Annotated in this window: 27 protein-coding genes; 14 read left to right on the forward strand and 13 right to left on the reverse strand. The window is 63.0% G+C overall.

All coding sequences use genetic code 11. The features are described from left to right. Entirely contained in the window at positions 1-948 is a 948-nt protein-coding gene (locus IAE58_RS05105) for a hypothetical protein (protein ID WP_099475863.1), read from the reverse strand. A gap of 564 nt (positions 949-1,512) precedes the next feature. Then, on the reverse strand, positions 1,513-1,836 hold the full coding sequence (locus IAE58_RS05110) for a hypothetical protein (protein WP_199932843.1): 324 nt from the start codon (positions 1,834-1,836) through the stop codon (positions 1,513-1,515). A gap of 109 nt (positions 1,837-1,945) precedes the next feature. Here IAE58_RS05110 and IAE58_RS05115 point away from each other — a divergent pair, with 109 nt between their 5' ends. After that, on the forward strand, positions 1,946-2,290 hold the full coding sequence (locus tag IAE58_RS05115) for a helix-turn-helix domain-containing protein (RefSeq protein ID WP_199932842.1): 345 nt from the start codon (positions 1,946-1,948) through the stop codon (positions 2,288-2,290). Positions 2,291-2,310: 20 nt separating this feature from the next. Continuing rightward, entirely contained in the window at positions 2,311-3,198 is an 888-nt protein-coding gene (locus tag IAE58_RS05120; RefSeq protein WP_199932841.1) for a hypothetical protein, read from the forward strand. An 8-nt stretch (positions 3,199-3,206) separates the two neighbouring features. Here the strand turns inward: IAE58_RS05120 and IAE58_RS19955 are convergent, their stop codons facing one another. Further along, positions 3,207-4,904, reverse strand: coding sequence for a MobA/MobL family protein (locus tag IAE58_RS19955; RefSeq protein ID WP_325166834.1), 1,698 nt, complete (start codon positions 4,902-4,904; stop codon positions 3,207-3,209). A gap of 338 nt (positions 4,905-5,242) precedes the next feature. Here IAE58_RS19955 and IAE58_RS05135 point away from each other — a divergent pair, with 338 nt between their 5' ends. Together IAE58_RS05135 and IAE58_RS05145 are read left to right on the forward strand one after the other, a co-directional pair. Further along, positions 5,243-5,623 (forward strand): conjugal transfer protein TraD, encoded by a 381-nt coding sequence (locus IAE58_RS05135; protein ID WP_233614703.1) that lies wholly within the window; start codon positions 5,243-5,245, stop codon positions 5,621-5,623. A 613-nt stretch (positions 5,624-6,236) separates the two neighbouring features. After that, entirely contained in the window at positions 6,237-6,458 is a 222-nt protein-coding gene (locus IAE58_RS05145) for a DUF2188 domain-containing protein (protein ID WP_010481480.1), read from the forward strand. Between the two features lie 300 nt (positions 6,459-6,758). On the opposite strand, the gene IAE58_RS05150 is transcribed toward IAE58_RS05145, so the two are convergent. The 6 genes from IAE58_RS05150 to IAE58_RS05175 form a co-directional block, all read right to left on the reverse strand. Further along, positions 6,759-7,448 (reverse strand): ABC transporter ATP-binding protein, encoded by a 690-nt coding sequence (locus IAE58_RS05150; protein WP_108753975.1) that lies wholly within the window; start codon positions 7,446-7,448, stop codon positions 6,759-6,761. A 26-nt stretch (positions 7,449-7,474) separates the two neighbouring features. Further along, positions 7,475-8,287: an efflux RND transporter periplasmic adaptor subunit gene (locus IAE58_RS05155; RefSeq protein ID WP_199932838.1), complete on the reverse strand. Its 813-nt coding sequence runs from the start codon at positions 8,285-8,287 to the stop codon at positions 7,475-7,477. A 295-nt stretch (positions 8,288-8,582) separates the two neighbouring features. After that, complete coding sequence (locus IAE58_RS05160; RefSeq protein ID WP_199932837.1) at positions 8,583-9,761, reverse strand: FtsX-like permease family protein; 1,179 nt, start codon at positions 9,759-9,761, stop codon at positions 8,583-8,585. 21 nt (positions 9,762-9,782) lie between these two features. Beyond that, the gene (locus tag IAE58_RS05165) at positions 9,783-10,940 is read right to left on the reverse strand and encodes an FtsX-like permease family protein (protein ID WP_199932836.1); all 1,158 of its coding nucleotides are present in this window, start codon (positions 10,938-10,940) and stop codon (positions 9,783-9,785) included. 3 nt (positions 10,941-10,943) lie between these two features. After that, on the reverse strand, positions 10,944-11,423 hold the full coding sequence (locus IAE58_RS05170; protein ID WP_199932835.1) for a hypothetical protein: 480 nt from the start codon (positions 11,421-11,423) through the stop codon (positions 10,944-10,946). A gap of 65 nt (positions 11,424-11,488) precedes the next feature. Beyond that, positions 11,489-11,641, reverse strand: a complete 153-nt coding sequence (locus tag IAE58_RS05175) for a hypothetical protein (RefSeq protein ID WP_199932834.1) — start codon at positions 11,639-11,641, stop codon at positions 11,489-11,491. Positions 11,642-11,992: 351 nt separating this feature from the next. Between IAE58_RS05175 and rimK the strand changes: the two genes are divergently transcribed. The 5 genes from rimK to IAE58_RS05200 all read left to right on the forward strand — a co-directional run bounded on the left by rimK (position 11,993) and on the right by IAE58_RS05200 (position 16,495). Next, entirely contained in the window at positions 11,993-12,871 is an 879-nt protein-coding gene (rimK, locus tag IAE58_RS05180) for a 30S ribosomal protein S6--L-glutamate ligase (protein ID WP_199932833.1), read from the forward strand. 275 nt (positions 12,872-13,146) lie between these two features. Next, a complete protein-coding gene (locus tag IAE58_RS05185) occupies positions 13,147-13,593 on the forward strand; it encodes a hypothetical protein (RefSeq protein ID WP_200734974.1) in 447 nt (148 codons plus the stop codon). Positions 13,594-13,618: 25 nt separating this feature from the next. After that, positions 13,619-14,296 carry a response regulator transcription factor gene (locus IAE58_RS05190; RefSeq protein ID WP_005410804.1) on the forward strand — a complete coding sequence of 226 codons (678 nt, stop codon included), beginning with the start codon at positions 13,619-13,621 and terminating at the stop codon, positions 14,294-14,296. Next, positions 14,259-15,629 (forward strand): HAMP domain-containing sensor histidine kinase, encoded by a 1,371-nt coding sequence (locus IAE58_RS05195; RefSeq protein WP_199932831.1) that lies wholly within the window; start codon positions 14,259-14,261, stop codon positions 15,627-15,629. Before IAE58_RS05190 ends, IAE58_RS05195 begins: the two co-directional genes overlap by 38 nt. Positions 15,630-16,108: 479 nt before the next feature. After that, entirely contained in the window at positions 16,109-16,495 is a 387-nt protein-coding gene (locus tag IAE58_RS05200; RefSeq protein WP_199932830.1) for a hypothetical protein, read from the forward strand. A gap of 189 nt (positions 16,496-16,684) precedes the next feature. Here IAE58_RS05200 and coaE read toward each other — a convergent pair whose 3' ends face one another. The 3 genes from coaE to IAE58_RS05215 are packed head-to-tail and all read right to left on the reverse strand — an operon-like array spanning position 16,685 to position 19,434. Next, the gene (coaE, locus tag IAE58_RS05205) at positions 16,685-17,293 is read right to left on the reverse strand and encodes a dephospho-CoA kinase (protein WP_199932829.1); all 609 of its coding nucleotides are present in this window, start codon (positions 17,291-17,293) and stop codon (positions 16,685-16,687) included. A 10-nt stretch (positions 17,294-17,303) separates the two neighbouring features. Further along, positions 17,304-18,167: an A24 family peptidase gene (locus IAE58_RS05210; protein WP_108753966.1), complete on the reverse strand. Its 864-nt coding sequence runs from the start codon at positions 18,165-18,167 to the stop codon at positions 17,304-17,306. A 7-nt stretch (positions 18,168-18,174) separates the two neighbouring features. Next, positions 18,175-19,434 carry a type II secretion system F family protein gene (locus IAE58_RS05215; RefSeq protein WP_199932828.1) on the reverse strand — a complete coding sequence of 420 codons (1,260 nt, stop codon included), beginning with the start codon at positions 19,432-19,434 and terminating at the stop codon, positions 18,175-18,177. Between the two features lie 355 nt (positions 19,435-19,789). On the opposite strand from IAE58_RS05215, the gene IAE58_RS05220 reads away from it, so the two are divergent. From IAE58_RS05220 to pilB, 5 genes are all read left to right on the forward strand, one after another. Beyond that, complete coding sequence (locus IAE58_RS05220; protein WP_199932827.1) at positions 19,790-20,257, forward strand: pilin; 468 nt, start codon at positions 19,790-19,792, stop codon at positions 20,255-20,257. An 89-nt stretch (positions 20,258-20,346) separates the two neighbouring features. Next, the gene (locus IAE58_RS05225; protein WP_199932826.1) at positions 20,347-21,540 is read left to right on the forward strand and encodes an isoprenylcysteine carboxylmethyltransferase family protein; all 1,194 of its coding nucleotides are present in this window, start codon (positions 20,347-20,349) and stop codon (positions 21,538-21,540) included. Next, entirely contained in the window at positions 21,537-22,424 is an 888-nt protein-coding gene (locus tag IAE58_RS05230; RefSeq protein ID WP_199932825.1) for a serine hydrolase domain-containing protein, read from the forward strand. Before IAE58_RS05225 ends, IAE58_RS05230 begins: the two co-directional genes overlap by 4 nt. An 84-nt stretch (positions 22,425-22,508) precedes the next feature. Beyond that, a complete protein-coding gene (locus IAE58_RS05235) occupies positions 22,509-22,919 on the forward strand; it encodes a pilin (RefSeq protein ID WP_199932824.1) in 411 nt (136 codons plus the stop codon). 116 nt (positions 22,920-23,035) lie between these two features. Then, positions 23,036-24,763, forward strand: coding sequence for a type IV-A pilus assembly ATPase PilB (pilB, locus tag IAE58_RS05240; protein ID WP_199932823.1), 1,728 nt, complete (start codon positions 23,036-23,038; stop codon positions 24,761-24,763). Between the two features lie 137 nt (positions 24,764-24,900). On the opposite strand, the gene IAE58_RS05245 is transcribed toward pilB, so the two are convergent. After that, the gene (locus IAE58_RS05245; protein WP_199932822.1) at positions 24,901-26,283 is read right to left on the reverse strand and encodes a sigma-54 dependent transcriptional regulator; all 1,383 of its coding nucleotides are present in this window, start codon (positions 26,281-26,283) and stop codon (positions 24,901-24,903) included. Positions 26,284-26,317: the final 34 nt, after the last annotated feature.

The raw sequence follows: 26,317 nt of genomic DNA on the forward strand, positions 1-26,317 counted from the left end.
TTACGTGAATTTTCCGGTGTTATCAATAAGTTGGAAATTATTCGCATTGGGTGTCACCAGGTGGGTCATATAATTCACCACCTCCGTCTCAATTTCTGTGACTGCTGGAACGCCTGGGCGCACTTGCTGAACCTCGATCATCAACTTCTCTCGATACTTCTCAAGGTCACCAAGAGACACGCCGTCCACAAATGTGACGGTTATCCCACTCAAGCCAGTCCCATCCTCACTTTCATTTACCAACTTTTCGACTTCGTCAACGTCAAGCTCTTGGCCATCCAAAGCCTCGACGGTGGTGGTCACTCGCTTAAGCGCTCCCAAGCCCTTGGGAGTAATGAACGTCTCTAGCGACTTGCCAAAAGTATTCGGCTCAGCGACAAAGCCACTGTGAAGACGCGCCGTAACTTCCTTCACTCCTCGATGCAACTTCGCCATTTCCTTAAACCCTAAGCTCGGAGCATCTTCCAGCCGCAAATTCGGGAATTTGGGCGATACGTGTCGACGAACAAGATCGCGAATTGCATGGATCGCAAGGGGGCCACTCCCGGCAACCCGCGCAGTTTCAATCACAATTGCCTCACCGAAGACAAGGATCGCGAAGCGTTCCACTACCTCTTTGGGAGTTCCGTCCTCGTCGACAATAGGCTCCGCAGATATGCGAGCTTTAATGTCATCAAGCACGGCTTGGTCTGGTGTGAGGCCTGCCACATATGAATAGGCATGAAAAAGCACTGCCTGCCCTTTCCTTTCCACGCGCTCAAAGAACACACACCTGTTGCCGGGCTTTATCTTCTCACGCTTAGGATAGTGCCGATCCCAAACAGTGTTAGCAGCCGTGAAGACTGCATCCATTTGCAGGTGAAGATTGATGGCCGGAATGGCCGGATACCGCTGACCGTCAATTTGAGCAACTTTCTTTACCAACAAAGTCCGGCGAATAAGCGCCATTTAACATCCCCCTGAATGCACAAGCGATCCTGCGAGTTTGCCCATTCTGACATGACACGACGTTATGCGCCCATCTACCAAGTCGTCTCCGACGCCTAGGGACATGACGTAGATCGGACAAGCGTAAAGAACGTGCCTCCTGCTAGTGGTAGGGCCACGTGAAGCGGCACTAGCACCAACTCTGCCAGTGCAGTCAGGCCCCGCACTTGTGCTGGACTGGGGAGGATATCGGCGAAGCCGCTCACCAGGAACGCCAGCGTGTGGAGGGCGATGACGGCAGCCCAGGTCCAGAGGAAGCCCCGCCAGAAGCCTCCGCGGGGGAGACCCTGTCCTGCGTGATGGGGGAAAGGCTGGCGGTTGATCCACGCCCGTCGTCGGTTGGCCCGATGGGTGATCCAGAAGAGGAAGGCCAGCACCAGCCAGGTGCCAATGCCTCCCAAGACCGCCAGCCACCCAAATGAGCTTCCGTTCTGGAGCATCTCCAAGCCGCCACCGACGAAGACGAGGCCGGCTCCCCCGAGAAGAACCGATGCGCAACCCACGTTTGCGTAAGAGTTCATGCGGTCAGGGCCTGTGCGCCGTCCAAACGCCATTGGCCTTGCTGAAACGGACCGGCTCAATGATGGGACGCACCAGCTCGGTGCCCGAGATATTCAGGACCACCTCGCCTGCCAAGTCGCAAACGACCCCATCGGCCGGGGCCGCGTCTCGGCAATCCGAAAGCTTGAAGTCCCGGTAACCGGTCACCGTCATCGATCCGCTGGAGACTTGGGTGAAGGTGGCTCCAATCGCAGCTTGGGCTTCTTCGATGGACGGCCAGTTGCTGCCACAAGCGGCCAAGCCCAGTGCAGCGATGGCGGAAATCAGCAAGGTAAGGACGATCTTCATGAAACCCCCTGTGTTTGGGTGATGGTTGGGTGCTACATTTCATGAAGACTCTGCCACAAAACGCCGTGAGAAGTCATGCTTCAGGATCAATCCATCAAGCTGCGTCCACGTGTCCAAGGCTCCACCGTCACCCCGCAGCCTCTTTGCGGCCCGCCTGAAACAAGCGCGAGCGCTGCGCGGCATTGCCAGCCAGCGGGCGCTGGGGGTGCTCATGGGACTGGATAAGAAGCTGGCGAGCAGCCGGGTCAACCGTTACGAGAACGAGACCAGTGGCATTGACCTCGACGGATTGGGCAAATTGGCCGAGGTGCTCGGGGTGCCGATGGCCTACCTTGTGGCCGAAGACGAGACCATTGCTGAGGCAATCTTGGCTTTAGCTGAGATGCCCCCCAAGGAAAGAAAAGAGGCAGTTCAGGCCCTTTTTGGCACAATCGTTGGCAAGCCGACTCGCTAATTCAATGATGACGGAGTGGTATGCGGGAAAAAATCGCTGCATGGAAGAATGCCTTAGATGGCGATGCTAATTCTGTCAGCCAAGCGCTCTCGCATTTAGCATGGAATATCGCTGCTTTTTCCTCTATCGGCGAAGCTATACGTGAAGCTCCGGAGACGGAGGGGGCGAAGAAGATCAATGGAGTGATGATCGACTTGCTGGTTGAAGGCTTTTGGGGCTCGACCATGCAGGCAATTCGACGACTGGTGGACAAAGCGCACCCCCTATATGGTCGCAATGGAGTGTGCTCCTTGGGGGCCATCCTCAGTGATGTTCGTGCAGTTCGAAATCGCATCACGCGCCGGGTGTATGTTGAGCAAATCGCGGAACTTCCTTACAACTACGAAGAAGTCCGGAGGCGCCATGAAGAATATGCGTGGCAACAGGGTCCCGGTGCTTTTTGGGTGCCCCGGGAGTTTCACTATGAGATTTCTGAACAACGGCACGCTGAGTTCGATTGGCTGAGTGGAACAACCCCTGGAACGAGTTCCGACGCGGATGTCATTCAAGAGAGCATCTTTGATCGACTGGATGCACGCTTGGCACGTCTAGATGGCGTTGTTGAGCATGCCACGCTGCATTACGCCCATGCCGCCACGGAGGCAAGCAGGAATGGGCGCGTCCTAGACCAATGGGGGCTCGATGACGCAAAAGCTGCGCTGAAGGAACTATACGAGGTAGCCGAATTGATTGGCAGATGGTTTTGTTTCTCAGGTGTTGGAATGCTGTTGCCAACGCCTCAGTTCGATCAGTTTGAGCATCTGGATCAACCATTGCTTCAAGGCTCAAGAGCGTCGCTTGATGCACTATGGAACGCCTTCGATGAAGAAACTCAACGTTGGTATCAGATCAACAACGAAGATCTCTAATAGGTGCCTCAGGGACGCGGGGGGCGGAACGATGTTGACTTCGGTGGATTGAGAGTTGAGTGAACCACATGCCGCTTTTCGGGGGCTGGTTCTGAAGACGCTGGCTGTTGTTTGGAAAAGCGGAAATTCTCTTCCGGATCTGCCTTCAGGAACCTGTCCAATAACCGCTGCTGTAGGCGTTTTGCTTCGATGACAGCGGCTTCCTGAGCGGTGACCGCCAAGCGCTCGGCTTGCTTGGCGCAGCCCACCTGCTCTTCGGTCAGTTTCACCGCGTCTTGCAGGTCCCGCAGGGTCCTGGGTGTCCAGCCCACGCGCTGGGCGAGCTTGTCTTTGCCCTTCAGCCCTGCTTCGCCTTGATCGCGGTAGTAGCGGGCATCGTGCCGGGCCCGTCGGGCCTGCTTGAGGTCAGCCGTCGCCTGGTTTCGTACGACGACGGCCAACTGGGCTTCTCCCTCGGCAGAGAGGTAGTCCCGGGCCAGCGAGCGGGGCAAGGGATCGGCATGGTTCTGAGCCCAAGCCAGGGCACGCCGGATCAGATCGGCCACGTCTTTTTCGAGCTGAGCCAGCCATAGGTTCGCCAGGTGGGCCGCTTGTTCGCTTTCCCTCGTTCCATTACCGGTGACCCGGGTGTGGACTTGCGGAGGCAGTTTGGCCGCTGCCTCTTTCCCCCGGTGACTGACCACCCGAGTGGTCCTTTTGGGCACTGAAGATCCGGGTTGGAGGGAAGCGGGACGCATCTCAGGTGCTGGAACGGCGCCGTGGGCTTTTGGGGTATTTGGAACGAGAAGGGCTTCGGTCGCAGCCTGCAACCGCTGAGCCCCTTCTTTACGGCGTTCAACCAAGGCACGCGCATGCAGGGCTTGTTCGTCCACGGTTGCCAATCGGCCTTCGGCAGCGGCCTTGGCTTTGATTTCTTCGAAGCGACGGGAGTGCTGGTTGAACCGCCGTTCTCCTGCCGTCTTCAAGCGATCGTTGCGTTTTGCACGAGGGAGGCGCTCCCCCCTGCGACGGGCTTGCGTGACCGCCTTGCCTTCGTGCCTGGAGGGCAGACGGTCCAGCTTGGCGGCGGCGCGGAAGTCGCCCGCTTCTATGGCGCTGCCTTGCTGGTCGCGCAGGCTGCGGTGGTCCACGCGTGCCGATTGGCAGGCAGCGCTCAGGGCATCGTTGATGCGCTCACCGATCAAGGCTCGCAGTGCCTTCAGCTCCTGAGCACCTGCCTTGAACTCGTCCAAGATCCTGGCCGCGCTGTCGCCAAACCCGGTCGGATCCACTTGGCGAGGGGTCATGAGAATGTGCGCGTGGTAGTTCCGCTCATCGCCTCCCTTGTCTGGGGCGTGGAGAGCGATCTGCACGGCCACGCCGTAACGTTCCACCAACAGTTGGCCGACGTCCCGAGCCAGCGCCCGGCGTTGTTCGGGCGTGAGTTCGTGGGGCAGGGCCATGAGCACCTCGCGCGCGACACGCGCGTTCTTCCGTGTCTCGTGTTCTTCAACCTTGGACCAGAGTTGGTGCGGATCCAATGCCCACGCTGGCGCGTTGGTGGGGGCCAGCATGTCCACGGAAAGTACGCCGGTTTTGCGGCAGTAGCTGTGGCGTGCGCCGCTGGGATCGTCCAGGTCGAGACCAGCCCGGTAAGCGGCGGCAGCGGTGGCGCTGTCGCCCTTCCCACGGCTGAGACTTTTCACTTGAACGCTGTAGATCGCCACTGCCCAAAGCTCCGATGCAACGCAGCCCCCTCTGGGGGGGAGGATTGGGGGGAGGCGACGCGAAAGGCGTGGCGTTCGGGTGTCGGGGCGAAGCCCTGACCGCACGGTTTTGCGAAGCAAAACCATAAGTGCGCTATTGCTTGGTTGCTGGGGGCGAAATCGCCCCCTGCCAACCACATAGAACCGGGCCGCTCGCTGCCGCTCGTCGGGCCCCCTTCTCAGGGTTACATGCACGTCGGAACTGTCAACTTTTTAGCCAAGAGCAAAAGCGATGCTCGCTGACCGCTCGCATCCACGATGGGGCAGAGCCCCTTGCGCTTCGCGCCATTTCTGGTTGCATGGAGCAACGAAGCAAGAGCAAGCGTGCTGTGGGAAACGTTGAAAAGCAGAAACTGAAGTTGGAGCGGATGGTCGGAGCGCTGGCCAAGGAGCAAGCCAAGCTGCTGCTCGTCGAACGCGAAGAGCAACGCAAGCGCCGGCGCGCAGAACTGAAGCAACGCGAGGCGGATCGCCGTGCCGATGCTCACCGGAAGATCGAGCTGGGAGGTCTGGTTGTCGCTGCCGGCGTGGACAGTTGGGATCCGGCAGAGATTGTCGGCGGCTTGTTGGTTGTAAGCGAGCAGCTGTTGCTACAACCGACCCGACGAAACGCCCTGCGCGAAAAAGGCATCACCCATTTGGAGGCAAGGGCCGCCACTCGAAGGGTAGGGCAATCATGACTTGGACGCCATTACACGAGGCCGTGGTCATGGGCGATGTTGCCGCGATCAACGCTGCACTGGCCGCGACCATCTTTCCTGATCCGCGCGATCGCCACGGTCAGACACCTCTCCACTTCGCCGCCCATCTGGGAAACGTTGAGGCAGTGTCCGCGCTGTTGCTGGCCGGTGCTTCCCCGAATGCACGTGATCGCCATGCCCAGACCCCGCTTCACTTGGCGGCATGCTCAGATCATGTTGGGTCTTCCGGACCCGCTGCGGCGGCTCTGGCTGCGCTGGCCGATGGGCGCCCCTGGACGTCCGTTCACGCAACTAGGTTCCTGGAGGGGTGGGAACGGCGTGACCCTGCCGCCACGTGTGCGACGCTCCTTGCCGCAGGCGCTGAGCCAAACGCCCCAGATTGCCGACACGAGACGCCGTTCGGTCTGGCTTACCCGCGAGCTTTGAAGGCTTTCCTCTCGGCGTGAATTGAGACGCGTTTGCGACATCCGCGGGTGCGGAGCGAATTGGCGTGTTTTTTTGTGAATTAACTATATCTGGTGTTGATTTTGTAATTTTTACACAAGATCATGGGTGTGGGCGGTCGTCGCCCAAAACCATTGTCGAGGTCGAAATGGGCAAGAATCAGCACGTGGTGAAGCGGCCGGATGGCTGGGCGGTGCGTGGCGAAGGCAACTCGCGCGATACCTCTCACCACCGGACCCAGGAAGAGGCAAGGCAGCATGCGCGTGAGATCGCCATTAACCAGCGCAGCGAAGTGGTGATCCACGACCGTCAGGGCCTTATCCGGGACAAGGACAGTTACGGGAACGACCCAAATCCTCCTAAGGGTTGATCAACAAGGCCGCCGTTTGGCGGCCTTGTCTTTTGCTGGAGCTTGGTTTGCCGACGGGGCAATGCGCACCCGAGCCATCCCCAACAGTGGGAGCAAGTGGGACGCATTGCCCCGCTGCTTGCTGGCCCTTCTGCAAGCCTGTTAGGCTTCCAAGTATCGTTAGAGGTATCGTTTTTCTAGTCGAATGTTCCGGGGATTTTCTTATGGAACAGTCGGTTAGGTGGGTTTGGGTTCGATTCCCATCGCCCGCTCCAGCATTCCAAACCCCGGTAACGGTCAGCCCGTTGCCGGGGTTTTTTTTCAGGGCTGGGCTGCAGATGCCATCAGCTCGCCTTTCTCCAGATGCAACACGCGCGAGGCATACTCGGCAGCCTTGGGGTCGTGGGTGACCATCACCAGCGTTTTGCCGTATTCATGATTCAGCTGCTGCAGCAGCTCCATGATCTCTACGGCTGACTGCCGGTCAAGATCACCGGTTGGCTCATCGCAGATCAGAAAGTCGGGGTCGGTCACAATCGCCCGCGCGATGGCCACACGCTGCTGCTGGCCCCCTGACAATTCCGATGGGCGGTGGCGCGCACGGTCGGCAAGCCCGACCAGCTCCAGCGCAATCGCGGCGCGTCGACGCCGTTCCGCTCCGGGAAGTGGCGTGAGCCGAAGCGGCAGTTCCACATTCTGCAAGGCGGTCAAGCTGGGCATCAGATTGTAGAACTGGAAAACGAAACCAACGCTGCGGCTGCGCCAGGCCGCCAATTGGCTGCTGCCCAGTTGGTCAACGCGCGTTCCATCAACAAGAATGCTTCCGGCGCTGGGTTCATCTACGCCGCTCATCAGGTTCAATAGTGTGGTCTTGCCTGATCCAGAGGGTCCCATCAGGGCCACGAACTCACCGGCGCGTACCACCAGGTCAATGGCCTGCAGTACCTGGATGTGTTGATTGCCACGCTGGTAGGACTTGCTGACGCCGGAAAGCGAAATGGTGCAGGACATGTTGGCTCCAGTAGCCTTGGCGGAAGTCACGAGGAGGCAGGTGTGACAGTGGCGGGTGTCGAGCGCAGTGCCCTGCCTTGGAAACTGACACGGGCAGCCATGTCCGGCAGGATCCGCGGGTCGTGTGTGTCCAGGCCGATCCGGGCGCGCACGGTTGCCTTGCCCCGGTCAGCCGTGGGGATGATGGCGATGACGTTCCCCGCCAGGTCCAGTTCGGGGTAGGCGTTCAGCCGGATTAGGGCTGGCATTCCAGCTGCGATCCGGCTGATGTAGGCCTCGCCAACATCCACTTCGATTTCCAGCGAGTGCATGTCCACGATGGTTGCGATGCCCGTGCGGGTGAAGCCGCTGGCTGCGCTGGGCGAAATGATCTCGCCTACCTGTGCAGCCTTGGAGGTGACAACGCCAGCGAAGGGCGCGCGGATGACGGTCTGCTCCAGTAGTACCTGCGCCGCCTCGACCTGTGCTTTGCTGGCCTCGGCCGTGCTCCGCTGGGCGGCAAGTTGCGCACGCAGGCTTGCCACCTTGGCCAGTGCCTGTTCGGCATCCTGATGGGCCAGCAGCTTACGGTCTGCAAGCTCGATGGCGCGTTGGGCATCGCGTTGAGCCTGATCGAGCTGCGTCTGGTACTGCTGCGCCAGCTTCGTGGCCGCGGCGTACTGGCGTGCTGCTATGTCCCGCGATGCACGGGCGGACCGTCCATCCAATCGGGCCAGTATCTGGCCGGTCTCGACCTCCTCTCCCTCTTCGAAGAGCACTTCGGTCACCATGCCGATGGTTTGTGCCGACACAGTGGCGGTACGACGCGCCACGACATAGCCGCTGGCGTCCAGGCCCATGGATGACGGATCTGCGGCAGGGAGGGAAGGGGGCGTAGTGACCGCGGCGCGGTTGCGATCGAAGGAGGTTGAAGGGGGGCTGCCGTGTCTTGCCAGTACCCACGCACCGATGCCGAGCGCCAGTAGAACGAGCACAGTCCAGACTTGCCATCGCACCGACGGCCGTATGCCAGAGATGGGCCCAACGGCCCCGGCGGCCGTACCGCGTCGGAGCTGGTGGAGCAGATCGCTGCGAGAAGGGGGCGTTTTCGGAGTCATGGGGTATGCCTTCAGCCAGCCTGTTGAAGTGTTCGGGTCAGTTCTTCAGTGCCTGCGCCAAGCCACGGCTGAGGGTGCGACGCAGCGGCAGTACGGAACCCAGGAGGGCGAGAAGCAGGGCATACGCCAGCACCGCGGAAATCACGCTGGAATCGACGATGAACGTTGCGTATACGGCTTGGCTTGCGCCCGATGTGCCAAAGTGGGTCCCGTCCAGGAGGGCATGGACCAGCGCAGCGGCCATCAGGGACGTCAGCACTCCGACGATTGCCACCTCGGTCAGGACGGCCAGCCAGATGGATGCTGGGCTGAAGCCCAGCGCCCACAGCGTGGCCAGCTGGCGGCGACGTTTGTCCAGGACCATGTCCAGCGCTGTTGTGATGGCAAGTGCGGCTCCCGCGCCCAGCAAAAGGGATACACCCAGCGCAGCTGCAGTGACCAGGCGAGTCAGAAACCCCATCTGCTGTTGGTAGTAGTCCACCTGTCCTACGAACCGGACCCCTTCCAGCCGAGGATCAGCTTGGCCCGCTGCGATCAGCTCGCCCAGCTGGTCGGGGCCAGTCAACTTGATCCATGCGGAGGAAACGCCGGACGGCCGATTCGATGCTGCCTGCAGCGCTGACTGTTCGACCCAGATTTCCGATTCCCATAAGTTCCCACCGGCCTCCAGCAGACCCACCCGTCGCCACGTCGCCCCCAACAGCTCGGTGGTGGCCTGGTTCAGCGCTAGATACTGTCCCGCCAGCGTGGCGCTCCCCAGCCACTGCCGTTGACCAGGTTCAAAACCTCCGGTTGCATGAATCGGCGCATTGTCGAGGAGCACCCAGGTATTGCGATCAATCCCGCGAAGCTGCAAGGTCCCTGGTTGGCCATCGGTGCGGGGCAGCCGGGCGGTGGCAAGGAACTGGAGCGCCACGTTCGGCCGGCCATCGGCATCACGCGCAACCTGTGGAAGCTGTGAGAGCTGGGCCACTTGCTCCTGTGACAGGCTGCTGCTGGATTCGTCCGTGGCGTTGGCGGCCATCGCCAGTGCGATGTCGGACTGCCCCGTCTGGCGCGTGATGCGGTCAATGCCCGCCGGAATGGACAGCATGACTGTCAATGTTGATGCGGCTATGGCGAATCCGGTGAAGATCATCAGCGCATCGTGGGGGCGGCTGCGATGCATCGATAGCAGAATGAAGAGCAGTTGACGGACGTGTCCGGTCGTACGCATGAACGGTTTCTCCGGGTGGCGTCACGGCTGCAGGTGATCGATTGGCCGCAGGCGTGCAATGCGGTAGGCGGGCAGGGCCAGCGCAGCCACGGCCAGTAGCCCCAGTCCTGCGGGTAGCCACAGCAGCGCCCAGTCCGGCACCCGCAGTTGGCCGACTAGCCACTCGACCTGCGGATTCACTGCCGACATGACGGCAATGCCACCCAGCAGACCCAGCAACACTCCCAGCACAAGCTGGGTCCCGAGTTCGGCGCTCAGTGCTGCGAACTGCAGCCGGCGACCGAACCCCAGTGCCAGCAGCCCCGCCATGCTGGCGCGCCGCAGCGCGACCAGATGGGCCAAGACCGTGACGAACACCAACAGAGCGCAGGCGGCCATGGCGAGCATGACGATGCCAAGCAGATCCTGGACCTGACCGAATCGACCCAGCGCACTCTGGACAGCCGTACTGGGTTCGGCAAGCAACGGCGGGTCGCTGCTGGCGAACTTGTGGTTGATGGCATCGGCCAAGCTTTCGATGGTGGCAGCGTCTCGTGCCGTTACTGTGCCGCGCATGACCCGATTCTGCTGCGCCACGGGAAGCAGCCTGTTGATGTAGTCATAGTGCGCATAGGCAATGCGATTGCCCAGTTGTGCTTGGGTCAGTGGCAGCACATCGATAATCGTCACTGGCATAACGATGCCTGAGAGGAGCTCTGTGGGATGCAGGCTCATTCCGGCCTTCAGGTTGCAGCGCTCGCCAAGTTCTGCACCGACAAGTATTCCCTGTTCGGTGCCGCGCCAGCGTTCGATCATCTCCCCCGGAACCCCGCTGGAGCGGAGCCTGGCAACGGTGCCGGAGCCCCCAATGGCGTTGAGCGGTATGACGCTGCGGCCTGCGCCGCAGGGCAGTGCGGTGACACTGAGGTAGGTGATACCTGCGACCCCGCTATGCCGTTCCAGTTCGTGCATGTAGCGAAGCGGGTAGGCGTCTGCCTGCGCCCGCGCGTTGGAGATGGCCAGGCCTGCATTGATGCTGCCCCCCGCCCGGGATACCAGGAATGGATCGGTCAAGGCAGACAGAACGACCCACGCGAGCACAGTGACCGCCAGTGTCGATACCAGATATACCCCCCTGAACTGCTGTTCGCGTAGGCGCACCACGGCCAGGAAGAAAGAAGCGCTGAGTGCGTTGGTCATGATTCAGCGGTTGAAGGCGAGGTCAACGGCCCTGACGGCACCGGGCTGACTGGCTTGAAGCGACGCCATTGCCGCGTGGAATGGCTGGCACGGCTGGGCACAGGATTCGCTCCTCAGCAGCAGCAGGGTCCACGCGCCCTCTGGCACTGCTCCCGTGTCCACACCCAGGGTTTTCAGCAGGCCGGTCACCTGAGTGAGCCGCATGGTCGATAGTGGCGCTGCCTGCGGCGCTGCCAGAATGGCCTTGGCAGCGTCAAGGTCGTCGGCATTTTCGATCCGGGCGACCAGATGGCCTGCTGGCGAGTAAACCCAGATGGCCGGCAGTTGTACGTTTGGAACCGGTTCGTTGGCAGCCGCAAGATAGGCCTGGAAGAACGCACGTACATCCGCTTTCCCTGCCGTCGCGTTCTCAGAGCCGTATGAAGCGAAGGGCAGGCCGCACATCAAGGCGAGACCAGCCGCCACCCCCATGGAGATCTTCATGGTGTTCCTTGCTTTCAATGGAGCGCGATGGCCCGGGCGCGCAAATCGCGCCCGGGTGATCAGAATCAGAGAACGACAATCACGCAGAGATTGGCGTCGCAGATGACGATGACATCGGTCGCGGGTGCGTTTTCAGCTGCGAGAGCGTTGCTGGAACCGAATACAGAAGCAGCAAGCAGTGCAGTGGCAAACATCGAAGTGCGGATCTTCGTGAACATGCAAAACTCCCTTTCAGTGGATGAGTGTTGGACTTCCATGCCCTCGGCGCCTTGGGCCATTGCAATGTAGGAATGCGATCGATACGACTGCAAGGCGTCGGCCCGCTTTTCGTAAAATTCTCAGACACCGGCGGGAAATCACGACATTTGGCGGCCGAAGATGCCCCTCTGCGCGTCGCCGCTGGCCTGTCCGTGCGGGTGGACTCCGATCGGCGTGCCTTGCCAGGCAGGCACCAGCGTCAGGTTCTGCCCTCGAAAGAGACAGGGGGCTGTGAACGCAACCCACACCAGCATCATCCCGCCGCCACACGCCCGCGCTATGCTGCGCGCCTGCCGCCCGATGCCCCCGCGATGAAGCTCGCCATCCTGTCCCGCAACAGTTCCCTGTATTCCACCCGTCGGCTGGTCGAGGCCGCGCGCGCGCGCGGGCACACCGTGCGCGTGCTGGACCCGCTGCGCTGCTACATGCGCATTGCCGCCGATGGCTTTTCGATGCATTACAAGGGCCGGCCGATGACCGGCGTTGATGCGGTCATTCCGCGCATCGGCGCCTCCATTACCCGCTACGGCACCGCCGTGCTGCGCCAGTTCGAGCTGATGGGCGCGCGCACGCCCAACCCGTCAGACGCCATCCTGCGCTCGCGCGACAAACTGCGCGCGCACCAGTTGCTGGCGGCCAAGGGCATCGACATGCCGGTCACCGTGTTCGGCGACAACCCCGACGACACCGTGGATCTGCTGTCCATGCTGGGCCCGGCCCCGCATGTGGTGAAGCTCAACGAAGGCACCCAGGGGCGGGGCGTGATCCTGACCGAAAAGGCCAGCGCCTCGCGCGGCATCGTCGAGGCCCTGCGTGGCCTGTATGCCAACTTCCTCATGCAGGAATTCATTGGCGAGGCCAGGGGCGCGGACCTGCGCTGCTTCGTGGTGGGCGACCAGGTAGTGGCGTCCATGCAGCGCCAGGCCGCCGAGGGCGACTTCCGTTCCAACCTGCACGCCGGCGGCACCGCCCAGCCGGCCAAGGCCAGCCGTGCCGAGCAGCAGGTGGCCGTGCGCTCGGCCAAGGCGCTGGGCCTGTCGGTCTGCGGGGTGGACCTGATCCGCTCCCAGCGCGGGCCGCTGGTGCTGGAAGTGAACTCGACCCCGGGCCTGGAGGGCATCGAGGCTGCCTGCGGGGTGGACGTGGCCGAGCGCATCATCGTGCATGTGGAAAAGCTTAAAAAGCCTTGATATTCAATGGTGTACGCATTCGTTCAGCTGGCGGGGACGGGTTTAACACCGCTTTAATCGGCCGGGGCGTAGTCTCCATTTCACCGCAGCTCTGCCTCTCAGCAGGATCGGTAATCGGGATGACACTTCAAGCCCAGGCGGCGCAGCGCCGTCTGGGCTTTTTTCTTGCCGCGCAGCAACTTGCGCACGGCGGGGTCTTGGCTGAACATGCCTTGGCCACTACCGGCACACCTAAGGAGGGGAATGTGATGCGTAAGGTTGCATGTGCTGTCCTATTGGTCCTGGCCTCCGCCAGCGCTGCGGCAAGCCGTGGCACCGCCGGCCCGCTGGATGTCAGCCGCCCGGCCGATCTGGTCAACACCCAGATTTCCACCATCCGCGCCGATCTGGCCAAGGGTGAACTCTATTCCGAGATTTCTGCCGGCGAGCAGGCCAAGGTGAGCGATGCGCTGACCCGCATCCAGACTGCCATTGACCGCAGCGGCGGCGCTGAACTTTCCAGCGGCCAGCAGGTCTCTGTGTTCAACGACCAGGAGATCGTCAACACGGTCTTGACCCGCGCCAAGGATGATAGCCGCATGATCTGCAAGCGCACCCGTGCGGTGGGCAGCAACATGGTGACCTCGCAGTGCATGACCGTGGCCCAGCGCCGCGCATTGAGCCGCGACAGCCAGCGCGAAATGAACGACATCCAGCGCAACCGACCGTTGCCGGAACGCTAAAACACCAAACATTCAAGAGGCTACAGTGAGAATTCTGGTAATCGAAGACAACAGTGACATCGCGGCCAATCTGGGGGACTACCTGGAAGACCGTGGCCACACCGTCGATTTCGCCGCCGACGGTGTGACCGGGCTGCACCTGGCCGTGGTGCATGAGTTCGACGCGATCGTGCTGGATCTCAATCTGCCCGGCATGGATGGCATCGAGGTCTGCCGCAAGCTTCGCAATGAAGCGCGCAAGCAGACCCCGGTGCTCATGCTCACCGCCCGCGATTCGCTGGACAACAAGCTGGCCGGCTTCGATTCGGGCGCCGACGACTACCTGATCAAGCCGTTCGCGCTGCAGGAAGTGGAAGTGCGCTTGAACGCGCTGTCGCGCCGCGGCAAGGGCGTGCAGACCCGCGTGCTGGAAACCGGCGATCTGGAATACAACCTGGACACGCTGGAAGTGCGCCGCCAAGGCAAGCTGCTGCAGCTCAACCCCACCGCCCTGAAGATCCTGCAGGCACTGATGGAAGCAGCCCCGGCCGTGGTGACCCGCCAGGAACTGGAAACCCGCGTGTGGGGCGAAGAGCTGCCCGATTCCGATTCGCTGCGCGTGCATATCCACGGCCTGCGTGCAGTGGTGGACAAGCCGTTCGAAGTGCCGCTGATCCAGACCCGCCATGGCATCGGATACCGCATCGCCACACCGGAAGCCTGATTCGGTGGCGGCGAAAGGGGAGCGTCGGCGCACGCCTTATCGGCGGCGCCTGCGCAGCCGCATCATCGTGTCATTCGTGTTGTTGGGCTTCTGCCTGACAACCCTGTTCGCGTTCGCCACCAACTGGGCCCGCATCCGCGTGGAAAACCAGCTGGTGGAAGACGTGATGAACCGCAACATCAACGAGTACGCGCGTCGCTTCTACGAACACCCTGGGCGCAACCCGGAAGTGCCGGTGCAGCAGATCAAGGCGTATGCGTACTCGCGCGACAAATTCGACCGCGTGCGCGAGAACCAGCCGGACTGGGCCGCGCTGCCCAACGGCAACTACAACCTGAGCGGCACCGACGAGCAGGGCCAGCCTTACGCCTACAAGCTGGCGGTGCGCAAGGCTGACGACGCCTGGTTCTTCCTGGCCTATGACATGACCGACAGCGTGCGCGGCGGGCAGCAGCTCAGTCGCGCGCTGGTGTTGTCGGTGCTGGTGTTCAGCCTGCTGTCGCTGGTGCTGGGTTGGTGGTCGGCCTCGAAGGTGATGAAGCCGGTGTCTGACCTGGCCGCACGCCTGCGCGCCTATCGCGGCGGCAGCAGCGACCCCGAGCCGCTGGCCCCGCGCTTCCCCGATGACGAAGTGGGGCAGTTGGCGCAGGCGCTGGACGACTATTCATCGCGGCTGACCGAAGTGGTGCAGCGCGACCGTGAGTTCAATGCCGACGTGAGCCACGAACTGCGCACGCCGCTGGCCGTGATTCGCGGCGCCACCGAACTGCTGCTGACCCGTCCGGGTCTGGACGAGAAGGTGCTGCAGCGTCTGCAGCGCATCCAGCGTGCCGAACAGCAGTGCAGCGATCTGATTGGCGCCTTGCTGCTGCTGTCGCGCAACGAGCGCGGGCAGGGCACCAGCAACGTTGCCCGCGTGGCCGAGCAGCTGCTGGATGCACACCGCGCACAGCTGGGCGGCAAGCCGCTGGAGCTGGTGCTGGAAGGCGAGCGCGATCTGGTGATCGACGCGCCCGAGGCCGCGCTGTCGGTGGCGCTGGGCAACCTGATCGGCAATGCGGTGAAGTATTCGCAGGACGGCGACGTGCGCGTGCACGTGGGCGGCAATGCGGTGTCGGTGACCGACAGCGGTCCCGGCTTGAGCGAAGAAGATGCCGCCAAGCTGTTCCAGCGCGGTTATCGCGGCACGCATGCCGGCCATTCGCAGGGTGGCGGTATCGGCCTGTCGATCGTCAGCCGCCTGTGCGATCTGTACGGCTGGCAGGTGAGCGTGCGGCCGGGCGGCCAGCGCGGCGTGATCGCCACGCTGACGTTCTCGCCGAAGCCGCTGTAATCGGGCACACGGAAACCCGGTAGGCGCCGATTTTGGTCGGCGCTGGTGCTGCGCGCGATGTGTCGTGACTGGCGCGTGCGAAGGTGACGTTGCGCCGTTCTTTGCGGGCCTGACACCGTGGCGATGTGATCGGTATCGCGCAGTGGCTGTGCGTTGCGGCACGAATGGGCTGCGGCGTAGGGGCGGTGGCGCTTTTGCCTCGTGATTGACGGGGCATGCGGTGGCCTGATGGCGTGGCCGGGGCAGGTGCCTTGGCCGGGATTGGCGTCCTGAAATCTACCCAACAATCAACAAACCTCTGATGTGCCGCTGGCCATCATGGAATATGCACCGTGTGCCTGCTTCTGGCGGACGGTGCGTGGGGATTCATTGGAATCCGCCGGAGTGTTTCGTTGATTGTTGTGATCCGGTACGCCAACCCGCACCGTCCGCCACCTTGCATCCGCAGGTGGCCCCGCCGTCTGCGGAGGAGCATCGCCATGTCACAGCGCACCGCCTATCCCAACCTGCATCGCCTGGTTGGCGATTCCATCGATCAGCTTCCGGCCGAGATTGCCGAACGCATTGAAGACGTCCTGTCCGAACCCACCGACCTGCTGCCGAACCTGTTGGCCCGCATGGATGGCCGCGACACCGCCGAAGGCCAGCCGCAGAAGGCCACCGGCCTGACGCCGGCCCAGGCCGTCACCCTGGCCAGTCTGAGCCGCACCCTGGCCGGCCTGAACGCCCTGATCCAGATGCTGCACGCCGCCGAAGCCGCCCGCGTACAAGGCAGCGCCGGCCAACAACTGCCGTCCGACGTGGTGGAGGGTCTGCTGCTGGCCGCCCGCGAACTGGCCCAGTACGCCCGCCGCCAGCTGGGCTGAAGGGCAGGTCACCCGACGGGGTCGGATCCCTTTCCGCAGGAAAGGGCTCTGACCCCAGCTTAGCCAGCCGCCCAGGGGCGGATCCCTTTCCAGAGGAAAGGGCTCTGACCCCGATCAGGCGTGCGGAAAGGCAGATCAGTCGAGCAAGCTCGACTCTACTCAGTCGAGCAAGCTCGACTCTACGCGGGTTCAGCGCGCTAGCTGCAAGTACTGCTCATGCAGTGCTTCCACCTGCGCCTGCAGGTCATCCGGGTGCCCATCATTGACCACCACGTCATCGGCCAGCGCCAACCGCTGTGCGCGGCTGGCCTGGGCGGCAATCATCTGGTCGGCCAGCGCGGCATCAATGCCGTCGCGCTGCATCAGCCGGGCATGCTGCACGGCCTCGGGGGCGTCCACCACCAGTACGCGGTCCAACCACGGGTAGGCCATGCGTCCGCCCACTTCGGTCAGCAGGGGGATGGCGGCAATCGCATAGGGGCTGGGTGCCTGCTCGCACTGCTGCTGCATCAACCGGCGGATGGCCGGGTGGGTGATGGCTTCCAGTGCTGTGCGTTCGGCCGGGTCGGCGAAGATGTGGGCGCGCAACCGCGCCCGGTCCAGGGTGCCGTCGGCCAGCAGCATGTCGGCGCCGAAGCGCTCGGCAATGCGGGCCAGGGCCGGTGCGCCGGGGGTGACCACGGCGCGGGCGGCCAGATCGGCGTCGGCCACCACGATCCCCAGCGCCTCGAAGCGCCGGGTCACCTCGCTCTTGCCGGCGGCAATGCCGCCGGTCAGGCCCACCACGTAGCGGCTCATGGCGGTGCCGTCAGCGCAGCCCGCTCATCACCAGGTACTGGTTCAGCAGCGGCTCGCCCCACATGAAGAACAGCCAGCCGGCCAGCGCCAGATAGGGGCCGAACGGGATGGGGGTCGCCTTGTCACGGCCCCGGCTGTACAGCCAGATCGAACCGATGATGGCACCCAGCACCGAGGACATCAGGATGATGGGCAGCACGCCCTTCATACCGCACCAGGCGCCCAGCGCTGCCAACAGCTTGAAATCGCCATGGCCCATGCCTTCCTTGCCGGTCAGCTGCTTGAACAGCCACCACACCGACCACAGCGACAGGTAGCCCAGCAGCGCACCCAGCAGGGCGGGCTTGGCCGGCATGTACAGGTTGTCGATGCTGCCTATCAGGCCCAGCCACATCAGCGGCAGGGTCAACTGGTCCGGTAGCAGCTGGGTGCGCAGGTCGATGCCCGACAGGGCAATCAGGAAGCAGGTCAGCACGATGGCGCCAAAGCCCTGCCAGCCGAAGCCGAACTGCCACACGCAGGCCAGCACCATCACCGCGGTCAGCGCTTCCACCAGCGGGTACTGGATGGAAATGGGGGCCTTGCAGTGGCGGCACTTGCCGCCCTGGATCAGCCAGCTGAACAGGGGGATGTTTTCGTACCAGGACAGCTTGTGCTTGCAGTGCGGGCAGTGCGAAGGCTCCACCACGATGCCCGGCGGGGCCGGCTCGTAGTAGTCCGGTTCTTCCAGAACCTCGCGCGCATCGCGCTTCCACTGCCATTCCAGCCGCTTGGGCAGGCGCAGGATGACGACGTTCAGGAAACTGCCCAGCAGCAGCCCCAGACCGGCCGCGGCGGGGTAGCCGAGGCCGGGATGCTGGTCGAGAAATGCCATTGTTACCTTAGCCGACGACGGCGCCGAGTTTGAAGATGGGCAGGTACATGCCGATGACCATGCCGCCGACAATGGTACCAATGAACACCATGATCATCGGTTCCAGCAGGCTGCTCAAGGCATCCACGGCATTGTTGACTTCCTGCTCATAGTACTCGGCCACCTTGAACAGCATGGCATCCAGGGCGCCGGCCTCTTCGCCGATGCCGGTCATCTGGATCACCATGTGCGGGAACAGATTGGTCTGCTTCATGGCCATGTTGACCGGGTAGCCGACCGACACGTCGTCACGCATGCGCAGCACGGCTTCTTCGTAGACCTTGTTGCCGGTGGCGCCGGCGACGATGCCCAGTGCTTCCACCAAGGGCACGCCGGCCTTAAACGTAACCGCAGTAGTGCGTGCAAAGCGGGCAATCGAGCTGTTGTGCATGATCTGGCCGATCACCGGCACCTTGAGGATGAACCGATCCATCCCGTGCTGCATTTTCGGCGATCGCTTGTAGGCCATCACGAAGCCGATGACCGCGCCTGCGACGAGGAACAGGATGAGCCACCACCAGGAAATCACGAAGCGTGACATTCCCACGATCAGCTGGGTGAACGCCGGCAGGTCGGCGCCGAATCCCTTGAACACTTCTTCAAACTGCGGCACGACGAAGATCAGCAGGATGGCCGACACGACGACGGCGACAACGACCACCATCGCCGGATAGAACAGTGCCTTCTTGATCTTGCCTTTCAGTCCTTCGATGTTTTCCTTGTATGTCGCAACGGTGTCCAGCACCGTCTCCAGCACACCTGCGCCTTCACCGGCCCGCACCAGGTTGCGATACAGCTCGTCGAACTGCACCGGGTACTTGCTGACCGCCTCATAGAGCGAAGAGCCGCCCTCGATATCCAGCCGGATACCGTCAACCATCTTCTTCATGCGGGGGTTCTTGTGCCCGCTCGCGATGATGTCCAGAGCGGATACGATCGGAACGCCCGATTTCATCATGGTGGCCATCTGGCGGCTGAAGAACGCAATGTCCTTCGGTCCGACAGCCTTGCCCGCAGAGCCGAACAGAGGCTTGGGCTTGACCTTCACCACGCCGGGGTTGATCCCCTGTCGACGCAGTTCGGCCCGAAGCAGATTGGCGTTCTTGGCCAGCTGCTCACCTTTCATCTTCACGCCGCGCTTGTCTGTCCCCTGCCAGACAAACGGCTGCAACTCCATGGTGCTACGCGCCACGGGCTCTTTCTTCATCGCACTGCGACTGACAGACATGTTGGCTCCCCAAGACCCGCCATCCCCAGGCGGGCATCAATGGGCCGATGGTAGCGGGTTCAGGGGCTTCTGGGCAGCAGCAGGCCCTATCGGAGTGTGATTTCGTGGCAGGCGCCGACCAAAGGTGACACACTGCGTCACATTGCCGCCTGCGTCGCAGAATTCTCACCGGGGGGTTCCCATCCGCAAAATAGCTGCCATCATTGGCCCGGGGAAATCCAGGGGGAGGCGTGCCGGGGTTGGCACGCAACCTGCGTTGATCCACCCGCAGGGCGCAGGACCCGCTCACCCGGCCGCCGGCCGGACCGCTCCTGGGCACTGACATCAACCACCACTATCTTGGGGATGTACGACTATGAAGAACCAGAAGGGCTTCACCCTTATCGAACTGATGATCGTTGTTGCGATCATTGCCATCCTGGCCGCCATCGCTCTGCCGGCTTACCAGGACTACACCATCCGTTCGCGCGTGTCGGAACTGGCCGTGATGGCCAGCTCGTTCAAGACCACCGTGGCTGAAAACATTGCCAACAACGGCGGCACCATTCCGACCACCGGCGCTTGCACCGGCACCGGCACCACCGCTGCTACCACCAACATGGCCAGCATCGCCTGCGCCGGCGCTGGCGTGATCACCGTGACCGGTGATGCGACCCGCACCAAGGGTACCATCCTGACCTACACCCCGACCGCTGGCGCCGCTGACTCGGCCGTTGGCACCACCTGGCGCTGCGTCGGCAGCGGCTCGCAGGCCAAGTACTACCCGGCCGAATGCCGCGGCGCTGCTGGCGGCACCGGCACCGGCACCGGCACCGGCGGCTGATCGCCCGGTAGCCAACGGTTAGTTGTCTGAGGATGGGGGGCAATGCCCCCCATCCTTTTTTTTGACAGTGATTTCCTGGGGGAGCAGGGATGACTGAACTTCCGCGAACGGCGGTACCGGCGCGCGTGGGGATCGTGGGCGCGCTGGGTGCGGTCGCAGCGATGCTGTGCGCATTCGCTTTGTCGCTCGGGACAGGACCCGCGCTGATCTTCCTGGTCCTGGGGGGCGCCGTGCCGATGTGGCTGCTGGAATGGCGCCAGCTTGAAAAAACACAGCCGCCGCCGGCGGGCCCGGACGTCCTGCTCGGCCTGGTGGTTGTGGTGGCCCTGGCGGGCCTCAGTGTGTGGATGCAGCTGACCATCGGCGGGGGCCTGGGCGCTGCGGCTGGCGACATCCTGCTGCCCGGGATTGCGTCGGCGGCACTGGCGTTCATCGTTGCCTTGCTGCGCCCGCGCTGGCTTGGAGAGAACATCGCCGCCCTTGGATGCGTCGTGCGTGGCTTCGTGCGGTCCCGGCGCTTGGCTGACGGCGAGATGACCTTGATCCTTGGATGGGTGATCAAGTGCTTCTTCCTGCCGCTGATGTTGGGCTGGGCACTGGGATGGCTGACCCATGCCGAGGCAAAGGTGTTTGATTCGTCTGCGCTTGCATGGTTCGCGGTTCCGCTGGCGCTGATGTACGCCATCGACACCTCGTTCGCGGCCATCGGCTACATGTCCACTAGTCGCCACCTGGGCGCGGAAATCCGTTCCGTGGACCGGACGTGGCTCGGCTGGCTATCGGCCCTTGTCTGCTATCCGCCCCTGAGTGTGTGGGTGCTCGACGCCTGGCTGGTGTACAAGCACGGCGCCGACTGGACCGTCTGGCTTGCGATCGGCAGCCTGGCGTCCTACCTGTGGGGCGGTGCGATCCTGGTGCTGACCGCCATCTACACCTGGGGCACCGTGGCCTTCGGGCCGAGGTTCTCCAATCTGACGCACCGCGGCATCGTGACCCACGGCCCATATCGATGGGGCAAACACCCCGCCTATCTGGCCAAGAATCTGTCCTGGTGGTTGATGTGGGTGCCGTTCCTGCCCGTCATGGGGTGGGGGCAGGCGCTCGTGCACAGCCTTTCGCTGCTGTGCGTGAACGTCATCTATTATCTGCGGGCGCGTACGGAGGAACGGCATCTTCTGCACGATGCGGTCTATCGCCAGTATGCGGATTGGATTGCTGAGCATGGACTGTTGGCGCGGATCTTGCGTCCAGTTTGCTGGGGGCGAAACAGGAGGCAGTCATGACGGCGAGGGCATTTCTGATCATTGCCATGCTGCTGATCAGCGGCTGCGGGGAGAAGGAGCGTCCGCAGGTCGTCTGCATGAAGCAGGCGTTGCAGCAGCCAGAGCTGCATTCGGGAAGGGTAGTGTTTGGGCGGCTGGGCGGGCAGCCTGAGGTGGTCAGTGCTGGCGGCCTGTTTGCTGCCGATACGCATGCCGAGCTGCCCATGGCCAGTTTGACCAAGCCGCTGGTTGCCGATCAGGTGCGGAAAGCCATCGCACGTGGGGACTTTCAGTTGAGTACGCCTTTCGCGGACCTGCTGCCACGCCTGCGTATCCAGAGCAGTAACCAGAAAACCACGGTGCGCCAGCTGCTTCAGCATCAGGGGGGATTTGATCGCAGCGGCGGAGATCCGCTCTTCGCCAATGATCCGCCCAGTTGTGCCCTTGCTGCTGCAGATGTGGCGTTCCGCCCGCCGGAAGTGCAGCCTGGCAACGCGGTCATGTACAGCAATGCCGGGTACTGCCTGCTGGGGCAGGTGTTGTTGGAGAAGCCCCAGCACCTGTCCCCGGAGTTCCGCGCCATTCTGTCCAGTCCGCTGGGGGCTGCCGGCGGGTGGCGGGCGACGCTGCCCGCGGCCTATGCGACCTATCAGGCCCTGCTCCCGGTTCGTGACCTGCCTTCCACACTTCATCTGGAAGATGGCAGCCATTATGCCTACGGGTGGCGTTGGGATCCGGCGTTGCGGGTGTGGATGCACTTCGGCAGATTGCCCGGAATGCTGTCGCTGGCGGTAACCGATGGCAGTGACCGGCTTCTTCTTGCGTATTTCGATGGCGATCCGGTGAGTGACACCCACAGCGCCGCGCTGGCTGCGAAGGCAATGTGGCCCTGTATGTCCCGCTGAGACGGGGCAGATGTACCGACCCGGCGTTGTTGATCATGGCGTCGCTGATCTTTCTCCACAGAATGCCCAGGGGAGGCATGCCAGATGAAGACTTCACGTGGCTTCACGCTGATTGAATTGATGATCGTGGTGGCCATCGTGGCTATTCTGGCTGCGATTGCATTGCCTGCTTATCAGGACTACACGATACGGGCCCGGGTCTCGGAGGCCGCCGTGCTGATGTCTGGCGCGAAGGCGGCCGTCGTGGAGAACATAAACAGTCGCAATGCCTTGGACGCGAACGCCTGCGTGGGCGTCGATCCGTTGGTGACGGCCACGCGCAACGTCGCTTCGATAGCGTGCGCAGGAAACGGGGTCCTGACGGCGATCACCACGGCCGCTGCGGGATCGGTGACGCTGCGATTGACGCCCACGTTCGCGGCCAATGAGCCGGTCCGGTGGCAGTGCACACGGGTTGCTGGTCTGCCCAAGCATGTGCCGGCCGAGTGCCGTTGACGCAGCAAGGTTCGGCGGGCGATCTTGGGCATGGGCGCAGGATGCGGCGTGCATCCGGTGCTTTCGCATGGGTTGGGTGTCCGGTAACCTGTCAAGGGGAGTAGGAGCCTTATCTAATGAATGCAATCGTCACCGCCAATCTCGTCGGCATCACCGGCCTGGCCCGTCGCCTTGTGCAGGACGGTGCACTGGACGAAGCCGGCGCCCGCGATGCCATGGCCAAGGCGACGGCTGCCAAGCAGCCGCTGCCGACCTGGTTCGCACAGAACAAGGTGGTGGGAGCCGCCCAGCTGGCAGCGGCCAACTCGGTTGAGTTCGGCATGCCGCTGTTCGACGTGTCCACGTTCGACAGCAGCCAGAACGCGATGAGCCTGGTCAGCGAAGAGCTGCTGCGCAAGCACAACGTGCTGCCGCTGTTCAAGCGCGGCGGCAAGCTGTTCGTGGGTACCAGCAATCCGACCCATTCGCTGGATGAGATCAAGTTCCACACCAACCTGGTGGTGGAGCCGATCCTGGTCGATGAGGACCAGATCCGGCGCACCCTCGAACAGTGGCATTCCAGCCACGACACCCTGGGCGACACGCTGGGCGGTGACGACGATGGCATGGCCAATCTGGACGTCTCCGGCGGTGAGGAGGACATGTCCTCCACCGACAGCGGCGTAGACGCCAAGGGCGACGACACCCCGGTGGTGAAGTTCGTGAACAAGGTGCTGGTCGATGCGATCCGCAAGGGCGCGTCGGACATACACTTCGAGCCCTACGAAGACGACTACCGCGTGCGCCTGCGCATCGATGGTCTGCTGAAGATGGTGGCGCGCGCTCCGGTGAAGTTGAACCAGCGCATTGCCGCCCGCCTGAAGGTGATGGCGCAGCTGGATATCGCCGAAAAGCGCGTGCCGCAGGACGGTCGCATCAAGCTGAACCTGTCCAAGAGCAAGCAGATCGACTTCCGCGTCAGCACGCTGCCGACCCTGTTCGGCGAAAAGGTGGTGCTGCGTATCCTGGACGGCAGCGCGGCCAAGCTGGGTATCGACAAGCTGGGTTACGAGCCGGACCAGCAGAAGCTGTTCCTGGAAGCCATCCACAAGCCCTACGGCATGGTGCTGGTGACCGGCCCGACCGGTTCGGGCAAGACGGTTTCGCTGTATACCGCGCTGGGCATCCTGAACGATGAAACGCGCAATATTTCCACTGCCGAAGACCCGGTGGAAATCCGTCTGCCCGGCGTCAACCAGGTGCAGCAGAACAACAAGCGCGGCATGACCTTTGCGGCGGCGCTGCGCTCGTTCCTGCGACAGGATCCGGACATCATCATGGTGGGCGAAATCCGCGATCTGGAAACGGCGGAAATCGCCATCAAGGCGGCGCAGACCGGTCACATGGTGCTGTCTACGCTGCATACCAACGATGCGCCGCAGACCATCGCGCGTCTTATGAACATGGGCATTGCCCCGTACAACATCACCAGCTCGGTCACCCTGGTGATCGCGCAGCGTCTGGCGCGCCGGCTGTGCAACAACTGCAAGCGTCCGGCCGAACTGCCGGCACACGCGCTGCTGGCCGAAGGCTTCACCCAGGAACAGTTGGATGCGGGTATCCAGCTGCACGAAGCGGTGGGCTGCGATGAATGCACCGAGGGCTATAAGGGCCGTACCGGCTTGTACCAGGTGATGCCGATGACCGACGAGATTTCCACCATCGTGCTGGCCGGCGGCAACGCACTGCAGATTGCCGAAGCCGCGCAAGCGATCGGCGTGAATGATCTGCGCCAGTCGGCACTGAAGAAGGTGGCGGCGGGTGTGACCAGCCTGGCTGAGATCAACCGCGTTACCAAGGATTGATGCGGTTGTTCTGATACGGGGATGACGGGGGCACAGCCGCCCCCGGTAGATCCACGCCATGCGTGGATAGCGCAGGCCCGAATGGGGTCAGAGCCCTTTCCTGCGGAAAGGGATCCGACCCCGGGGCACTCCGGCCCTTATTCCATTCCCAGCTTTTTCAGCTTGTAGCGCAGCGCGCGGAAGGTAATGCCCAGCTGCGCGGCGGTCCGGGTCTTGTTCCAGCGGTTCTCTTCCAGCGCGCGCTGGATGGCGCTGCGTTCCAGCTGCTCGATGTACGAGGGCAGGGCGGCGCTGCCGGGTTGCAGGTCGGCTACCGCTTCCACGGCCACGGCCGGGTGGGCGCCGCCGGCGGTGCGCGGGGCGTGCTGCGGCAGGCGCAGGTCGTCGGCGCCAATGCGGTCTTCTTCGGCCAGCGCCAGGGCGCGTTCCAGGATGTTTTCCAGTTCGCGCACGTTGCCTGGGAAGCCGTACTGGGCCAGTGCGTCCAGCGCCGACGGTGCCAGCAGCGGGGTGCCACGGCCGTGGCTGCGGGCCAGCCGCGCCAGGATGGAACCGGCCAGGTCGGGCAGGTCCTGGCGGCGCTCGCGCAGCGGCGGCACCTTCAGTTCGATCACGTTGATGCGGTAATACAGGTCGTGGCGGAAGCGACCGTCTTCGACCAGCTCGGCCAGGTCTTTGTGGGTGGCCGACAGAATGCGCACGTCCACCGGTTCTTCGTTGGATGCACCGACCGCCCGCACCGATTTTTCCTGGATGGCACGCAGCAGCTTCACCTGCATCTGCAGCGGCAGTTCGGCCACTTCGTCCAGGAACAGGGTGCCGCCATGGGCCGCCTGGAACAGGCCAGGCTTGTCGGCGTGGGCGCCACTGAAGCTGCCCTTGCGGTGGCCGAAGAACTCGCTTTCCATCAGCTCGCTGGGAATGGCGCCGCAGTTCACCGGCACGAATGGGCCTGCGGCGCGGGCGCCCTGGGCGTGGATGGTGCGTGCCACCAGTTCCTTGCCCACGCCCGATTCGCCCAGGATGTAGACCGGGGCCTGGCTGCGGGCCACTTTGCCGATGGTGGTGCGCAGCACGTCCATGGCCGGCGAACTGCCCAGCAGGCGCGCGGCCTGTTCGGCGGCGGGGCCGGTGGCAGGGCGCTCGGCGTTGTTCAGTTCGAGTGCGTGCTTCACCAGCCCGCGCAGCACCGAAATATCCACCGGCTTGCTGACGAAATCGAAGGCGCCGGCCTTCAGCGCTTCCACCGCCAGGTCCATGCTGCCGAAGGCGGTGATCATCGCCACCGGGGTGCGCGGGTAGTGGTGGGCGATCTCGCTGACCAGCTCAATGCCGTTGCCATCGGGCAGGCGCATGTCGGTGATGCACAGATCGTAGGGATTGCTGGCCAGCAGCTCGCGCGCTTCGGCAAGGTTGGCGGCGGTGCTGATGCGTAGGCCCATGCGGCCAAGGGTCAGCACCAGCAGTTCGCGGATGTCGCGTTCATCGTCGACGATGAGAGCGCTGCGGGTTTCGTTCATGGGCGGAAAGATAGCCGAGGGGGGGCGGAAGCGA

This window comes from Stenotrophomonas sp. S49 (assembly GCF_016624905.1).
Classification (GTDB): Bacteria; Pseudomonadota; Gammaproteobacteria; order Xanthomonadales; family Xanthomonadaceae; genus Stenotrophomonas.

Excerpts from the sequence above, each read along its gene's own strand:
- IAE58_RS05105 (WP_099475863.1), bottom strand. The coding sequence starts at position 948 with ATGGCGCTTATTCGCCGGACTTTGTTGGTAAAGAAAGTTGCTCAAATT.
- IAE58_RS05110 (WP_199932843.1), bottom strand. The coding sequence starts at position 1,836 with ATGAAGATCGTCCTTACCTTGCTGATTTCCGCCATCGCTGCACTGGGC.
- IAE58_RS05120 (WP_199932841.1), top strand. The coding sequence starts at position 2,311 with ATGCGGGAAAAAATCGCTGCATGGAAGAATGCCTTAGATGGCGATGCT.
- IAE58_RS05135 (WP_233614703.1), top strand. The coding sequence starts at position 5,243 with ATGGAGCAACGAAGCAAGAGCAAGCGTGCTGTGGGAAACGTTGAAAAG.
- IAE58_RS05145 (WP_010481480.1), top strand. The coding sequence starts at position 6,237 with ATGGGCAAGAATCAGCACGTGGTGAAGCGGCCGGATGGCTGGGCGGTG.
- IAE58_RS05150 (WP_108753975.1), bottom strand. The coding sequence starts at position 7,448 with ATGTCCTGCACCATTTCGCTTTCCGGCGTCAGCAAGTCCTACCAGCGT.
- IAE58_RS05155 (WP_199932838.1), bottom strand. The coding sequence starts at position 8,287 with ATGGGCCTGGACGCCAGCGGCTATGTCGTGGCGCGTCGTACCGCCACT.
- IAE58_RS05160 (WP_199932837.1), bottom strand. The coding sequence starts at position 9,761 with ATGCGTACGACCGGACACGTCCGTCAACTGCTCTTCATTCTGCTATCG.
- IAE58_RS05165 (WP_199932836.1), bottom strand. The coding sequence starts at position 10,940 with ATGACCAACGCACTCAGCGCTTCTTTCTTCCTGGCCGTGGTGCGCCTA.
- IAE58_RS05170 (WP_199932835.1), bottom strand. The coding sequence starts at position 11,423 with ATGAAGATCTCCATGGGGGTGGCGGCTGGTCTCGCCTTGATGTGCGGC.
- IAE58_RS05175 (WP_199932834.1), bottom strand. The coding sequence starts at position 11,641 with ATGTTCACGAAGATCCGCACTTCGATGTTTGCCACTGCACTGCTTGCT.
- rimK (WP_199932833.1), top strand. The coding sequence starts at position 11,993 with ATGAAGCTCGCCATCCTGTCCCGCAACAGTTCCCTGTATTCCACCCGT.
- IAE58_RS05195 (WP_199932831.1), top strand. The coding sequence starts at position 14,259 with ATGGCATCGGATACCGCATCGCCACACCGGAAGCCTGATTCGGTGGCG.
- IAE58_RS05200 (WP_199932830.1), top strand. The coding sequence starts at position 16,109 with ATGTCACAGCGCACCGCCTATCCCAACCTGCATCGCCTGGTTGGCGAT.
- coaE (WP_199932829.1), bottom strand. The coding sequence starts at position 17,293 with ATGAGCCGCTACGTGGTGGGCCTGACCGGCGGCATTGCCGCCGGCAAG.
- IAE58_RS05210 (WP_108753966.1), bottom strand. The coding sequence starts at position 18,167 with ATGGCATTTCTCGACCAGCATCCCGGCCTCGGCTACCCCGCCGCGGCC.
- IAE58_RS05215 (WP_199932828.1), bottom strand. The coding sequence starts at position 19,434 with ATGTCTGTCAGTCGCAGTGCGATGAAGAAAGAGCCCGTGGCGCGTAGC.
- IAE58_RS05220 (WP_199932827.1), top strand. The coding sequence starts at position 19,790 with ATGAAGAACCAGAAGGGCTTCACCCTTATCGAACTGATGATCGTTGTT.
- IAE58_RS05225 (WP_199932826.1), top strand. The coding sequence starts at position 20,347 with ATGACTGAACTTCCGCGAACGGCGGTACCGGCGCGCGTGGGGATCGTG.
- IAE58_RS05230 (WP_199932825.1), top strand. The coding sequence starts at position 21,537 with ATGACGGCGAGGGCATTTCTGATCATTGCCATGCTGCTGATCAGCGGC.
- IAE58_RS05235 (WP_199932824.1), top strand. The coding sequence starts at position 22,509 with ATGAAGACTTCACGTGGCTTCACGCTGATTGAATTGATGATCGTGGTG.
- pilB (WP_199932823.1), top strand. The coding sequence starts at position 23,036 with ATGAATGCAATCGTCACCGCCAATCTCGTCGGCATCACCGGCCTGGCC.
- IAE58_RS05245 (WP_199932822.1), bottom strand. The coding sequence starts at position 26,283 with ATGAACGAAACCCGCAGCGCTCTCATCGTCGACGATGAACGCGACATC.